This is a genomic window from Acinetobacter sp. GG23, assembly GCF_057766365.1.
In genome coordinates this window covers 157079-171825 of the sequence record NZ_JBYMDJ010000001.1, presented here as the reverse complement: position 1 = coordinate 171825, position 14747 = coordinate 157079, and the positions used below count along the sequence as shown (strand labels likewise).

The 14747-nt window shown below is 42.5% G+C and carries 12 protein-coding genes; 5 read left to right on the top strand and 7 right to left on the bottom strand.

The features are described from left to right. Nucleotides 1–284 precede the first annotated feature (284 nt). Nucleotides 285–719: a PaaI family thioesterase gene (locus AC3CAU_RS00835; RefSeq protein WP_447053062.1), complete on the top strand. Its 435-nt coding sequence runs from the start codon at nt 285–287 to the stop codon at nt 717–719. Between the two features lie 77 nt (nt 720–796). Here the strand turns inward: AC3CAU_RS00835 and AC3CAU_RS00830 are convergent, their stop codons facing one another. The 5 genes from AC3CAU_RS00830 to AC3CAU_RS00810 all read right to left on the bottom strand — a co-directional run bounded on the left by AC3CAU_RS00830 (nt 797) and on the right by AC3CAU_RS00810 (nt 6535). Beyond that, complete coding sequence (locus tag AC3CAU_RS00830) at nt 797–1642, bottom strand: IclR family transcriptional regulator (protein WP_447053061.1); 846 nt, start codon at nt 1640–1642, stop codon at nt 797–799. A 129-nt stretch (nt 1643–1771) separates the two neighbouring features. Further along, nucleotides 1772–2989, bottom strand: coding sequence for a CaiB/BaiF CoA transferase family protein (locus AC3CAU_RS00825; protein WP_447053060.1), 1218 nt, complete (start codon nt 2987–2989; stop codon nt 1772–1774). Nucleotides 2990–3001: 12 nt separating this feature from the next. Continuing rightward, nucleotides 3002–4204 carry a 3-oxoadipyl-CoA thiolase gene (locus AC3CAU_RS00820; RefSeq protein WP_131218025.1) on the bottom strand — a complete coding sequence of 401 codons (1203 nt, stop codon included), beginning with the start codon at nt 4202–4204 and terminating at the stop codon, nt 3002–3004. 21 nt (nt 4205–4225) lie between these two features. Next, a complete protein-coding gene (locus tag AC3CAU_RS00815; RefSeq protein WP_447053059.1) occupies nt 4226–5743 on the bottom strand; it encodes a 3-hydroxyacyl-CoA dehydrogenase in 1518 nt (505 codons plus the stop codon). A 3-nt stretch (nt 5744–5746) separates the two neighbouring features. Next, a complete protein-coding gene (locus AC3CAU_RS00810; protein WP_447053058.1) occupies nt 5747–6535 on the bottom strand; it encodes an enoyl-CoA hydratase in 789 nt (262 codons plus the stop codon). Between the two features lie 300 nt (nt 6536–6835). Between AC3CAU_RS00810 and AC3CAU_RS00805 the strand changes: the two genes are divergently transcribed. From AC3CAU_RS00805 to AC3CAU_RS00790, 4 genes are all read left to right on the top strand, one after another. Next, entirely contained in the window at nt 6836–7990 is a 1155-nt protein-coding gene (locus AC3CAU_RS00805) for an acyl-CoA dehydrogenase family protein (protein ID WP_447053057.1), read from the top strand. Between the two features lie 56 nt (nt 7991–8046). Further along, nucleotides 8047–9285, top strand: a complete 1239-nt coding sequence (locus tag AC3CAU_RS00800; RefSeq protein ID WP_447053056.1) for an MFS transporter — start codon at nt 8047–8049, stop codon at nt 9283–9285. 122 nt (nt 9286–9407) lie between these two features. Then, nucleotides 9408–11120: an electron transfer flavoprotein-ubiquinone oxidoreductase gene (locus AC3CAU_RS00795; protein WP_488368404.1), complete on the top strand. Its 1713-nt coding sequence runs from the start codon at nt 9408–9410 to the stop codon at nt 11118–11120. 583 nt (nt 11121–11703) lie between these two features. After that, nucleotides 11704–12141, top strand: coding sequence for a DUF2147 domain-containing protein (locus tag AC3CAU_RS00790; protein ID WP_447054313.1), 438 nt, complete (start codon nt 11704–11706; stop codon nt 12139–12141). A gap of 176 nt (nt 12142–12317) precedes the next feature. Here AC3CAU_RS00790 and AC3CAU_RS00785 read toward each other — a convergent pair whose 3' ends face one another. Continuing rightward, a complete protein-coding gene (locus tag AC3CAU_RS00785) occupies nt 12318–14006 on the bottom strand; it encodes an AMP-binding protein (protein ID WP_447053054.1) in 1689 nt (562 codons plus the stop codon). A gap of 101 nt (nt 14007–14107) precedes the next feature. Then, nucleotides 14108–14734 carry a TetR/AcrR family transcriptional regulator gene (locus AC3CAU_RS00780; protein WP_447053053.1) on the bottom strand — a complete coding sequence of 209 codons (627 nt, stop codon included), beginning with the start codon at nt 14732–14734 and terminating at the stop codon, nt 14108–14110. Nucleotides 14735–14747 lie beyond the last annotated feature (13 nt).

Below are 14747 nucleotides of genomic sequence, written 5' to 3'. Positions count from 1 at the left end.
TTACTACAAAAAGCACATCAATCCGTTTTTTTTGATTAAATTTTATACATCTCTATCTAAACAGAGTCATTTAATCTTTGAAAATCTGCCATATTTTCTCGTTTAATTAATGATGAATAAAAATATCTGAATAAAATCATTTTTATCTTTCTTATTTTTCTATAAAAAACAGCGAAATACTCAGATAAGATTTAAATATTTTGCAATACAAAATTTTATTTTATAAATTTCCAGATTATGTTATTTTTCAATAAATCGAAAAAGACAGGACAAGGAATAAAGGAATGCTGACTGACCAATATTCAGGAATTGAAGCACTTAATGCACTTAAAAATGGTGAAATTCCACATGCACCGATGGCCAAGACCATTCCCATGAAACTGGTGGATGTGCAAGAAGGATATGTTGTGTATGAAGTTACACCGGGTGAAGAACATATTAATTTACAAGGTGGCGTGCATGGTGGATTCTGTGCCACTGTTCTAGACAGCGTAACGGGCGGTGTTGCCCACTCCATTATGGAAAAAGGCAATCGCTTTGCGACTGTAGACTTGAATATTAAAATGATTCGTCCCATGCAAGTCGGAAAAACCTATCGAGGCATTGGGCACTTAATTAATGCTGGACGGACAATTGTCAGTACTGAAGGCAAAATTATTGATGAAAATGATAAAATTTATGCGCATGCTACCGCAACCCTAATGATTATTCAAAAATAAACAAAAAGAGCGGTATCTTTTGAATAGATACTGCTCTTTATGTGATTATAGTAATAGGTATAGCGTCTTAATATCCATTAGCCAAAATCTGTACGAATGTTATTTACCATATGCACTAAACGCGGAGCGATTTCATCTTCCAGCTTTTCACGGCTTAAAATAAAGCTTGGCCCACCACAGTTAAATACCAGTAATCCATGTTGATCGTGATAATAAGGTACAGCCACTGAATTCACATCTTTATGCCAGTCACCGACCGAGAAGCAATATCCAAAATCTTGATAATCTTTAAAAGCCTTATCTAACTCACGATTTATTTTTATCCAGTCTTCTTTGTGTTTGGTGCGAATGGCATTGAGTAAAAATTCACGCTCATCTTCTGGCATAGCTGCCAAACATGCACGACCAACAGAACTTAAATGAATGGGTAAATAGGTACCGACTTGGCGTCGCATAGTAACACTACCCTTGCCTTGCACGACATCTAAGTAAATCATGTTTAAGCGGTCACGAGTTGCCATTGCAACGGCTGCACCTGCATAATCTGCTAATTCTTTCATGTATGGATGAGCAATCGAACGGATTGAAAGATTCGACAACATCGAATAACCAAATGAGAGCACGCCAACAGACAGTTGAAATTTACTTGAGTTTGATACTTGTTTTAAATACCCCAAACGTGACAGTGTATGAGTTAACCGAGTAATGGTCGGTTTCGGCAAACCCGTCATTTGAGACAGTTCTTGATTACCTAAATGTTGATGTTTTGGAGTAAAACAACGTAACAGTTCCAAACCACGGGCAAGAGCGGTAATGTATTGACGATCATTTTCATCCTGCATATCCTCAATAGGATCCAGGAGTTCATGTCGTAAAGGAGCTAATAGCTTCTCCGCTTGTTCCGATTCTGTCACTTCAGTCATTTAAATGGCCTAATTTCTTTAATTCTGTTTCGCATTGCGAAAATTATAATATAAATATCCTATTAATAGCAAAGAAGCAACTTGTAAAAGTTGCTTCTTTATTCATTTTAATAAAGCTTTTAAGATGGATTAACCAATAATACCTTTGCTTCGCAGTTCTGCTAATTTTTCAGCATCCGCTACCCGCGCCAAAATTTCATTGGTATGTTCACCCAGCATTGGCGGTGCCTTCTTGTATTCCACTGGAGTACGAGAAAGTTTGATTGGGGAACCAATTACTTTCAGCTTATCTTTTAAAGGATGTTGCATTTCAACCAGCATATCTCGGGCTTTCACTTGCGGTTCTTCAAAAGCTTGTTCAAGGTTATTAATCAATCCAACCGGTACTTTCACCGCATGAATCACTTCAACCCAATGTTTTGCATTATCGCCAAGGAAATGCGCAGATAATAACTCGCCAATTTCACTGCGGTGTTTAATCCGCAGTGCGTTAGTGGTAAAGCGTGGATCGTTAGGTAAATCAGGCAAACCAATCGCATTGCTTAATGCCACAAATTGTTTGTCATTGCCGCAAGCAATAATAAAGTCTTGGTCTGCTGCTTTAAACACTTGGTAAGGCACAATATTGGCATGCGCATTACCATAGCGCCCTGGCACTTTGCCTGACGCTAAATAGTTCATGCCTTGATTAGCAAGCGTTGCCACTTGTACATCAAGCAATGCCATATCAACGTGTTGACCTAAGCCAGTAATGGTACGATTTAACAACGCTGCTTGAATGGCAATGGTTGAATACAGACCCGTGGTTAGATCAGCAAAGGCCACACCTACTTTTTGAGGACCACCGCCTGGCAAGTCATCTTTTTCACCAGTCACAGACATTAACCCGCCCATACCTTGGATGATAAAGTCATAACCCGGTTCCGGTGCACGTGGTCCGGTTTGACCAAAACCGGTAATTGAGCAATAGACCAGTTTTGGGTTAATGGCACTTAAACTATCGTAATCCAGTCCGTACTTTTTCAGCGAGCCGGCTTTATAATTTTCAATCACTACATCAGAGTCTGTAGCTAAAGCGCGGACCAGTTCCTGACCTTCAGCGGTCGAAATATCAATCGCAACGGAAAGTTTATTTCGGTTCGTAGATTGGTAATAAGCCGCTTCACGTGTGTCCTCACCTTGATTATTCTTCATCCAAGGTGGACCCCATAAACGAGTGTCATCACCCGTTTTTGGACGTTCAACTTTAATCACTTCTGCGCCTAAATCCGCCAAGATTTGACCACACCAAGGACCTGCAAGTACGCGGCTTAAATCCAGTACGCGAATACCCTCTAATGCACCCATGTGTCTTTCCCTTTATACACGTTCAATAACCATTGCGAGACCTTGTCCCACACCAATACATAGACTGATCACAGCATATTTTTTGCCGCTGCGTTGTAGTTCACGTGCCGTTGATAAAGCCAGGCGAGCGCCCGATGCCCCCAATGGATGACCGACTGCAATCGCCCCACCATTTGGATTGACACGTGGATCGTCCAAAGCAACGTCTAAACCTTGAAGACATGCCAACACTTGAGAGGCAAAAGCTTCATTGATCTCGATGATGTCCATATCAGCCAAAGTCAGGTTAGCACGTTTGAGGGCCAGCTTGATGGCATCAACCGGACCTGCACCCATAATACGTGGTTCAATCCCGGCTGCACCCGATGCCAAAATCTTGGCAATCGGCTTAAAGCCCAAGGTTTGCTCAGCCTGCTGTGAACCAATCAACAATACTGCTGCACCATCGTTCACGCCTGAAGCATTCCCGGCAGTAACTACGCCGCCCTCAAACAATGGTTTCAGTTTTTGCAAAGCTTCCATATTAGACGATGGGCGTGGATGCTCATCAATTGCGACTAATTTAGGCGCTAATTCGCGGCCTTGAGGCACTTCGATGCCGACAATTTCACCATCAAAGAAACCGGCCTGTTTGGCTGCTTCATATTTGGTTTGCGATGCTGCCGCGAACGTATCCGCATCTTCACGCGTGATGCCGTATTCAACCGCCACGTTGTCACCAGTTTTTGGCATGGTGTCATCACCAAACTGCTTTTCAATCGCAGGGTTCGGGAAACGTGCACCGATTGCTGAATCAAAGACTTTAAAATCACGACCAAAGGCTTTTTCGGACTTGGCAAAGACAAAAGGTGCGCGTGACATGGATTCAACACCACCGGTGATAAAAATGTCGCCTTCGCCACAACTAATGGCACGTGCTGCATCAATTACAGATGCCAAACCTGATGCACAGAGACGGTTTACGGTTTGTGCCGGGGTTTTGACATCCAAACCTGCAAGCAATGCAGCATGACGCGCGATGTTACGGCTGTCTTCACCAGCCTGATTGGTGTTGCCTAAAATCACATCATCATAAATATTGTTGGGTAAATTATGCTTTTCAAGCAAAGCCTTGATCACATGTGCAGCCAGATTGTCCGGACGAATCGTGGCAAGCTGACCGGCATGACGACCAAATGCAGTACGTACGCCATCATAAATATAGGCATTTAACATAGGAGATTCCTTTTGACTCGCTTAAACAGCTGCGCTGTGAAGTAAAGATAAATTCAATTGTGCACGACGTTTCAGCCATGGGCTTGGACGGTAGCGCTGATCACCAGTATTGGCATAAATTCGCTCTATAATCAACAGGATGCGATCGCTACCCAATACATCGCCCCATGAAATTGGACCATGCGGATAACCCAGACCCAGTTTCACTGCTTTATCGATATCAGAAGCCGTGGCAATTTGCTGCTGTGCAATATCACACGCCAGGTTCACTACCATTGCCAAGACACGCTGTGCAACGAAGCCGACACTTTCTGCAATCACGGTCACGCTCTGTCCATCTTTAGCAAATATCGCATGCGCCTGATCGATGTAATTTTTCGCAGTCACAATGGATGGCATGAGCGTGCGGTGCTTGTCAAAATCAGTCAGCAGATCAATCGACACCACACGCACTGCATCTACGCCCAAACGTAAAGCAGCCGTAGTGCTGTCTTCACCATAAGTAGCAAGTATAATGAGGCTGTCTGCCGCAGGTTGTTCTGCACTGTCCAACACCAAGCCTTGCGCGCGGATGTAATCACGTAAAACGCTGACATCTTGTTCACGATCTGCCGCAATCCACACCGCATTAAAGTGGTTGACTGCCGGAACAACTTGTAACGGTGCTTCGTTGGTTTTCTTGCCATCAATATATTTATAGAAACCTTCACCGACTTTACGACCGACTTTTTTACCGGCCAACATTTGACGGGTTAAAGGGTGTGGACGATAACGGTCTTCTTGATAGTACTGGTTAAAGATCGATTCCATTACCGGATGCGATACATCAAGCGCAGTTAAGTCAAATAACTCAAGCGGCCCCATACGGAAACCCATACCGTCACGTAAAATACGGTCAATGTCTGAAACTGATGCAACCCCTTCACCGAGTGCTTTTAGTGCTTCTGTACCGTATGCACGGCCGGCATGGTTGACGATGAATCCCGGTGTGTCTTTGGTGCGTACACCGAAATGGCCCATACGCTGTGCCAGTTCAAGCAATTCGGCAATCACCTGTTCATCGGTGGCCAAGCCGGCAATCACTTCGACAATTTTCATCAAAGGCACAGGATTAAAAAAGTGGGAACCCGCCATACGCTCTTGATGCTCAAGATTTGATGCAATCGCGGTTACAGACAGTGAAGATGTATTGGTGGCTAAAATCGTGCTAGGCGCAACAATGGCTTCAATCTGTTTAAACAAGCTTTGCTTGATCTCAATGTTTTCAATGATGGCTTCAACCACCATGTCCACACCTGCAATTTGTTCAATGCTGTCTAAAATTTTAAAACGTGCCAAGGTTTCATTCAGCACTTGTTCAGTGAATTTGCCTTTAGCCTGAAGTTTTTCCAATATGCCTTGGAGTTTGGCTAAACCCGCCTCGGCAGCACCGGCTTTGGCATCAAATAAACGAACTTCCACGCCGGCTTGTGCAGCTATTTGCGCAATGCCCATACCCATTACACCAGTACCGATCAACGCCATAGATTGAATGGTCATGTCTTATTCTCCCGTGTACTGTGCAGGACGTTTTTCAAAAAATGCATTCACGCCTTCTTTTTGATCTTTGGTGTCAAATAGAATCTGGAAGGCTTTACGTTCTAAAGTCAGCGCGCCTTGCAAAGACAAGTCCTGACCCAAATTGGTCACTTCTTTAATTTGCTGAACTGCAATTGGAGAGAAACCTGCGATGGTTTTTGCAATCTCAAGTGCGTGGCTGATGGTGTTTTCATCTTCAACCACTTCAGAGACCAAGCCCATTTGGCTGGCTTCTTCAGCACTAATAAATTTACCCGACAACACCAGCAGCATGGTTTTGAATTTACCAATGGCACGCAGTAAACGTTGAGTACCGCCCGCGCCCGGCATCAGGCCGAGTTTCACTTCAGGCTGACCAAATTTAGCCGACTGGCCGGCAATAATGATATCGGCATGCATTGCCAGTTCACAACCGCCACCCAAGGCATAGCCATTGACCGCTGCAATAATCGGTTTGCTGCAATCAACCAGACTTTGCCAGTACTGTTCGGTATGGCGTAAATACATTTGCGCTGTGGTTGCAGTGGTGAAGTCTTTAATGTCAGCACCTGCCGCAAAAACTTTCTCTCCGCCAGTAATCACAATCGCGCGTACCGCGGGATTCTGGTTCAGCGCTTGAAAAGTTTCTGAAAGTGCTTGACGTAATTCCAGATTCAGTGCATTTCTTGCTTCAGGTCGATGTATTTCTACAAGCGCCACGCCATCTTCTTGAAGGGTAAGTTTTAATATTTGGGTGCTTTCCATAATCTTCACATTTCGCACAGCGGTATATTAATTGTAATATACATAAGTTTGACTCAGTTTTAAATCAAATTTTTTCATATCAAAAATAATTAATAGAGACGATAAAGACAAATTTTACTTAAATAACAATAACTTAAAGTTTTAATTTTAATAAATATTAGATACCGCAGTGCGAAATATACTTTCGTATATATTGTGCAAGTAATCTTTTTTGATTAGTATCCGGATAAATTTAGCTTAGTGACTACATCTTGTTCAATTTTATTGATTGAAAAAACAAGCTGTTAATCCTAAAAACGGAGTTAGGACATGATTCGCGATCAGGAAACCTTAGACCAATTAGTCGATATGATTCGTCAATTTGTTGAAGGTGTATTAATCCCAAATGAAGAACTCGTTGCTGAAACAGACGAAATTCCTGCAGAAATCGTTCAGCAAATGAAAGAGTTAGGATTGTTTGGTTTAACAATTCCTGAAGAATATGAAGGTCTTGGCCTAACTATGGAAGAAGAGGTTTATATTGCCTTTGAATTAGGCCGTACCTCTCCTGCTTTCCGTTCGCTTATTGGTACCAACAATGGTATCGGTGCTTCAGGTCTAATCATTGATGGTACAGACGAACAAAAACAATATTTCCTGCCTCGCTTAGCCAGCGGTGAAATTATTGGTTCATTCTGCTTAACCGAACCGGATTCTGGTTCTGATGCTGCATCTTTAAAAACAACTGCAGTAAAAGATGGCAATGAATACATCTTGAATGGTACCAAACGCTTTATTACCAATGCGCCTCATGCAGGTGCTTTCACGGTAATGGCACGTACCAATCTTGAGTTGAAAGGTTCAGCTGCTATTTCTGCATTTATTGTCGACAGCAAAACGCCTGGTATTTCTCTTGGTAAACGTGACAAGAAAATGGGCCAAAAAGGCGCACATACCTGTGACGTGATTTTTGAAAACTGCCGTATTCCAGCATCTGCTTTAATTGGTGGTGTGGAAGGCGTTGGTTTTAAAACTGCAATGAAAGTGCTTGATAAAGGCCGTATTCATATCGCAGCACTGAGCGTTGGCGCAGCAACACGCATGCTAGATGATTCGCTTCAATATGCGGTTGAACGTAAGCAATTTGGTCAAGCAATTGCTAATTTCCAGTTGATTCAGGGCATGTTGGCCGATTCAAAAGCTGAAATTTATGCAGCTAAATGCATGGTGCTTGATGCGGCGCGTCTACGTGATGCAGGCAAAAATGTCAGCACTGAAGCGTCATGCGCAAAAATGTTTGCTACAGAAATGTGTGGCCGTGTGGCAGATCGTGGTGTGCAGATCCATGGTGGCGCAGGTTACATCAGCGAATATGCGATTGAACGTTTCTACCGTGATGTCCGTTTATTCCGTTTGTACGAAGGTACCACTCAAATTCAACAAGTAATTATTGCGCGTAACATGATTAAAGAAGCTACGCGTTAACAGTTTGGCTGGGTCACTCTCCTTGCGACTCAGCCTTTTTTATAAGGTAATGGATTATGGCTGTTAATACTTTATCCAAAATTAATCCGAATACATGGAAAATTGCATTTGTATTTGCGTTCTTGGCCTTATTGGTTGATGGCGCTGACTTAATGCTTTTATCTTATAGCTTAAGCAGTATTAAAGCTGAGTTCGGATTAACATCGGTCGAAGCTGGGATGCTTGGAAGCTTTACTCTGGCAGGTATGGCGATTGGTGGTATTTTTGGTGGATGGGCATGTGACAAATTCGGACGCGTCCGTACTGTTGTTATTTCTATTTTATTATTTTCTGTGTTGACTTGCGGTCTTGGTTTTACGCGATCATTTGTCGAATTTGGTACTTTGCGTTTCTTCGCTTCATTAGGTTTGGGCTCTTTATATATTGCCTCTAATACCCTCATGGCCGAGTATGTTCCGACAAAATACCGTACAACAGTATTGGGTACACTCCAAGCAGGCTGGACGGTCGGTTATATTGTCGCAACTTTACTTGCAGGCTGGTTAATTCCAGACCATGGCTGGCGCATGTTGTTTTATGTGGCTGCAATCCCGGTTGGTTTGGCGATTCTGATGCATTTTATGGTACCAGAACCTGCTGCATGGCAAGAGAATCGTTTCAAGAAGGTTGAATTAACAGACAAACCTGCCGAATCGACTTGGAAAATGATTTTTCAAGACAAGAAAAATCGCAACATGTTCATTCTTTGGGCGTTAACAGCTGGTTTCCTACAATTTGGTTACTATGGTGTAAACAACTGGATGCCGACATACCTCGAAAGCGAATTGGGTATGAAGTTTAAAGAAATGACGGCTTATATGGTAGGTACCTATACCGCAATGATCTTGGGTAAAGTCCTTGCTGGATATATGGCAGACAAAGTTGGGCGACGTTTCACTTATGCATTCGGTGCTGTAGGTACAGCCATCTTCCTACCGTTAATCGTGTTTTATAATTCGCCAGAAAATATTCTTTATCTATTGGTCATCTTCGGTTTCTTATACGGTATTCCATACGGTGTAAATGCAACTTACATGACTGAAAGTTTCCCGACAGCCGTACGCGGTACAGCCATCGGCGGCGCTTACAATGTGGGTCGCTTAGGTGCCGCAATTGCACCAGCAATTATTGGTTACCTTGCAAGTGGGGGGTCTATTGGCCTTGGCTTCCTGGTGATGGGTGCTGCATACTTTATTTGTGGTGTAATTCCTGCGCTGTTCATCAAAGAAAAGCAATACGACCCTCAAAAATCTTAATGCTTTAAATATCTGAAAAAGCCTCTTATGAGGCTTTTTTATACAGATTTAAAAGCCAGATGAGCTTTTAAAATGAACCATTATTTGCTAAAATACCGCTAAGCGAAATAGGATTTTATATAATGGAAGATATTATCAGAGAAGCAATGGAGTTTGACGTCGTTATCGTAGGCGCAGGCCCTGCGGGTCTTTCTGCAGCGATCAAAATTCGCCAACTTGCAATTGAAAACAATCTAAACGATCTGTCCGTTTGTGTCGTGGAAAAGGGCTCTGAAGTCGGTGCACATATTCTGTCGGGTGCAGTACTTGAACCGCGCGCCATGAATGAGTTGTTCCCTGACTGGAAAGAACAAGGCGCACCTTTAAATGTGCCTGTAACAGAAGACAAAACTTTCTTCCTGCTGTCAGATGAAAAATCACAAGAAGCACCGCACTGGATGGTGCCAAAAACCATGCACAATGATGGCAACTATGTCATCTCGCTCGGTAACGTGGTGCGCTGGTTAGGCACCAAAGCCGAAGAGCTGGAAGTGTCAATCTTCCCGGGCTTTGCTGCGTCTGAAATTCTGTACCATGCGGATGGAACGGTAAAAGGCATTCAAACTGGTGACATGGGTATCGGTAAAGATGGCGAACCGACACATAACTTTACTCCGGGTTATGAACTGCATGCCAAATACACCCTTTTTGCTGAAGGCTGCCGGGGTCATTTAGGTAAACGCCTGATTGCAAAATACAACCTGGATAAAGATGCCGATCCACAGCACTACGGGATCGGGATTAAAGAGCTTTGGGAAATTGATCCGGCCAAACACAAACCGGGTCTGGTGATGCACGGTGCGGGCTGGCCTCTTGCTGAAACCGGTTCTTCAGGCGGCTGGTGGTTATACCACGCTGAAAATAATCAGGTGACCTTGGGCATGATCGTGGATCTGTCCTACACCAACCCGCACATGTATCCATTCATGGAAATGCAGCGCTGGAAAACCCATCCTTTAATCAAGCAGTATCTAGAGGGTGGCAAGCGGATTTCTTATGGCGCACGTGCCGTAACCAAAGGCGGCTTTAACTCGCTACCGAAGTTTACTTTCCCGGGCGGCTCTTTAATTGGTGATGATGCAGGCTTCCTGAACTTTGCCAAGATCAAGGGTTCACATACCGCGATGAAATCCGGCATGTTGTGTGGTGAAGCGGTGTTTGAAGCAATTCAATCCGGTGTAGAAAAAGGTGGTGATCTCGCTGTTGCACGTGTGAGCGAGGGTGAAGACTTCTTCGCTAAAGAACTTACTGCGTATACAGACAAGTTTAACAACAGCTGGCTGAAAGAAGAGCTGTATAACTCGCGCAACTTTGGCCCGGCGATGCACAAGTTTGGCCAATGGATGGGGGGTGCATTTAACTTTATCGATCAGAACGTATTTAAAGTGCCATTTACCTTGCATGATCTGGTACAGGATTTCGGTGCATTGAAAACCGTCGATGCGGCGAACTTTAAGCCGAACTATCCAAAACCGGATGGCAAGCTGACCTTTGACCGTCTGTCTTCGGTGTTTGTGTCCAACACGGTACATGAAGAAAACCAGCCGGCGCATTTGAAGCTGACCGATGCTTCAATTCCAGTCAACGTCAACCTGCCGAAATGGGATGAGCCTGCTCAGCGTTACTGTCCGGCGGGGGTTTATGAAATCATGGAAAATAATGACGGTTCGAAACGTTTTCAGATCAATGCAGCCAACTGTGTACACTGCAAGACCTGTGACATCAAGGATCCCTCTCAGAACATCACCTGGGTAACGCCGGAAGGCGGTGGTGGACCAAACTATCCGAATATGTAATTTGGGGATGGTTGGAAAAACAATGTTTGGCATCCTATAAAAATGCATGAATATTGTTTTACTCACAATGTAGACGTTCGAATAACGCCTTCATTTATTTTTTTAGGTAATCTGAGCCTTCTAGGAGGCTCAGATTAAAAATAGCTTTCTAGTGTTTTTGGATAATTTAGAAATAAAAATTTATGAGCTCTATAAAACTTTTTAATTAAACCTGACAAAAAACTTTGAACCTACACTGTTTTTCGATGTTTATTACCAAACTTTTCTCTAGGTAATGCTATTCAATTTGAATCTATAATTATATTCTATGAACTTGATATAAAATAAATTTTTATTCAATATGAAAGTGAATTGATGATTGAGAATTTAACATCCTATTCATTTGGTGATCAGTTTTAAATTGAAAATAAGAAAAACACAAATATATGAAAAATCCATAATAAATACTATTTTATTTATCATAATGCTGACAGAACATAGTACTTCAATACATGTTTTCCGAATAGAAGCTCTGTATGTATAATCTATAACTTCTATTAGTTTTAAAGAAAAACTTACTCAAATCAGTTGAGGTCTAATGATGATAAAAACAACTCTAAGCGTATTAGGACTATCTCTAGTCTCTAGCCTAGCTCTAGCTTCCGATCCCTTACATGGTACCAAATGGAAAACCATTGATGATGTGACTAAAAAGCCATTATCGGTTGTGCAATTTACTGAAACGTCTAACGGTGTGCTCTCTGCAAAAATTGTGGATGTACTGGAGGCGAGTGAAAGTGAAAAATGTACAAAATGTGCGGGTAAATTCCATAACAAACCCCTTAAAGGTATACAGATTGTCTCAGGTCTAAAAAATACTGCAAACAATATGTATGATGGCGGAAAAATTACCGACCCGAAGAATGGTAAAACATATAGTTTTAATGCCAAGCTATCTCAAGATGGTAAAACTTTAGCGGGTCGTGGGTATATTGGGATTTCTGCTTTAGGACGTAACCAAACCTGGGTTCGCGTAAATTAATTCTGACTGACATATTTAAAAAAGCGACTTTATTAAGTCGCTTTTTATTGGGATTTATCCTTATTAATGAGTTTTAATCATCATGAATATTTTCTAATATTTTGATCTCGGCCTCTCCCATTATTGATTAATATCGGGAGGTAGGCAGACGATGGCTAGCCAATCTTGAATCAAGATTAAGCGATATCTTCCAGTTGCAACTCTTGGCGCATCAATTCCTGCAATTTAAATTTTTGCGCCTTGCCTGAAGCAGTCATTGGAAATTCGGTAAAGAAGCGCACATATCGCGGTATTTTATTGTGCGAGATATGCTCTGCACAATACTGCCGAATTGCTTCTTCATTGACCTGATGATGCTCATGCAGAATAATACAGGCACACAGTTCTTCGCCATATCTTGGATCTGGCAGCCCAATAACTTGTACATCTGAAACATCGGGATGCGTATATAAAAAGTCTTCGATCTCTTTCGGAAATAAATTTTCACCACCGCGAATCACCACATCTTTAATTCGGCCTTTAATTTTTACAAAGCCATCTTCGTCCATTTCGGCAATATCACCGGTGTGCATCCACTTGGCAACATCTATCACTTCCTGAGTTTTGTCGTTGTCTTCCCAATAACCCAGCATGACCGAATAGCCGCGTACGCACAGTTCCCCCAGTTTTCCACGCGGTACCACTTTGCCATTTTCATCGACAATCTTGATTTCCAAATGTGGATGGACACGGCCGACAGTTCCGACACGGCGTTCAACCGAATCTGAAGTCGAACTTTGCGCACTGACCGGTGCAGTTTCGGTCATGCCATAACAGATTGTAATTTCGGCCATATGCATACGGTCAATCACACGCTGCATAATTTCACGTGGACATGGACTGCCCGCCATGATTCCGGTACGTAAGCTGCTCAGGTCAAACTCATCGAATTGTTCATGTTCAAGCATGGCAATAAACATGGTAGGCACACCATAGGCTGCGGTGCATTTTTCTTGTTGAATCGTTTTAAGAGTATCTAGCGGGTTAAACACGGCAGATGGATAGACCATGGTTGAACCATGGGTAATACAGGCCAAATTACCCATTACCATGCCGAAACAATGAAATAACGGTACCGAAATACAGACCCGATCTTGGGGGGTTAAATGAATCGCTTCACCGACAAAATAACCATTATTTAAAATATTATTATGCGTGAGCATAGTGCCTTTCGGATTACCTGTCGTACCCGAGGTAAATTGAATATTAATGGTTTCATCAAACTGTAAATCAGCGGCAATCGCTTGCAATTGATTTAACTGAACAGCTGTCGGTTCTGGCAGTAAATCAGCAAAACGGTGAATACCAATATGCTGTTCGTGATCAATTTTAATCACGTGCTGTAAATGCGGCAGGCGTTTTGCAGAAAGTCTTTTATCTAGCGATTGGGTAAGTTCAGGGGCAATTTTGGTCAAAATTTCCTGATAATTACTGGTTTTAAATTGCGCTGCAATCACCAATGCCTTGCAGGACACTTTATTCAGTACATATTCAAGTTCACTGCTTTTATAGGCAGGATTCAAATTGACCAGAATCATGCCGGCTTTAAAGGCTGCAAACTGGGTGATGGTCCATTCCACACAATTGGGCGACCAAATCGCAATCCGGTCGCCCTTTTCCAAGCCTAATTGAAGCAGGCTACATGCAAATGCATTGACCTGATCCTGCAGCTGTTTATAGCTTAAGCGTACATTTTGATGCACACTGACCACAGCATCCTGTTCAGCATATTGCTGACATGCCTGATCAAACTTTTCACCAATGGTCATCCCAAGTAAAGGCTGACTGCTTGTTCCATAGGCATAACTTAACCGTACTTGTGTCATTGAATCACTCTCCTTGATTCTTTGTAATTATGATTCTTTCACTTTAATTGTTTTGACTCAGACAACTTTCCCAAACAGCCTTATTTTTTGTGTTTAACCGATCACTCACCCTCCTTTAAATACACTCCACTCACACAAAAATCGGCAATCTGTTTGACAAAATAGTCTTTATACGCCTGATCAAACCTGACACTTTTAGAAGGATTTAAGGGTTCAATCACCACAAAAGTCATGGCACCCACCACACACAAGGCTGCAGTATTTAAATCTTCAAATCCAAACTCGCCATTAATTTTACCTTCGGCAAGTATTTCATTAATGCTTTGTTTAATCAGTTGTTTGCTGCGAAAACGCTCATGTTCGAGTAAAGGATCGACAGGCTCAAACATCAGCGAATACGCAAGTTGGGGGCTATTCAATGCACGTTTAACAAAAGTGGTCACCGCCTTGTGTAATTTTTCAGATGCAGAAAGATCACTTGCAGCAATGTTGTTCAAAATTTGAACTTCATACTGAATCGCTTCTGACAATACTTCAATCAACACCTGACTTTTGTTATCGAAATAACGATAAACCAGCCCACTGGATACGCCTGCACGATCAGCAATCGCCTGAATTTGCGCATCTTTAAAGCCCCCTTGAGCAATCAGTTCACGCGCAGACTGCAAAATCGTTTGACGATTTTGCTCCATTCTTTCCTGCATCAATGATGATCTTTTATAACTCATAATCTTATTCTCA

Bases quoted from the DNA above. Each gene is read 5' to 3' on its own strand.
- AC3CAU_RS00805 (WP_447053057.1), top strand. From the start codon at position 6,836: ATGATTCGCGATCAGGAAACCTTAGACCAATTAGTCGATATGATTCGT.
- AC3CAU_RS00825 (WP_447053060.1), bottom strand. From the start codon at position 2,989: ATGGGTGCATTAGAGGGTATTCGCGTACTGGATTTAAGCCGCGTACTT.
- AC3CAU_RS00795 (WP_488368404.1), top strand. From the start codon at position 9,408: ATGGAAGATATTATCAGAGAAGCAATGGAGTTTGACGTCGTTATCGTA.
- AC3CAU_RS00815 (WP_447053059.1), bottom strand. From the start codon at position 5,743: ATGACCATTCAATCTATGGCGTTGATCGGTACTGGTGTAATGGGTATG.
- AC3CAU_RS00835 (WP_447053062.1), top strand. From the start codon at position 285: ATGCTGACTGACCAATATTCAGGAATTGAAGCACTTAATGCACTTAAA.
- AC3CAU_RS00785 (WP_447053054.1), bottom strand. From the start codon at position 14,006: ATGACACAAGTACGGTTAAGTTATGCCTATGGAACAAGCAGTCAGCCT.
- AC3CAU_RS00820 (WP_131218025.1), bottom strand. From the start codon at position 4,204: ATGTTAAATGCCTATATTTATGATGGCGTACGTACTGCATTTGGTCGT.
- AC3CAU_RS00780 (WP_447053053.1), bottom strand. From the start codon at position 14,734: ATGAGTTATAAAAGATCATCATTGATGCAGGAAAGAATGGAGCAAAAT.
- AC3CAU_RS00830 (WP_447053061.1), bottom strand. From the start codon at position 1,642: ATGACTGAAGTGACAGAATCGGAACAAGCGGAGAAGCTATTAGCTCCT.
- AC3CAU_RS00800 (WP_447053056.1), top strand. From the start codon at position 8,047: ATGGCTGTTAATACTTTATCCAAAATTAATCCGAATACATGGAAAATT.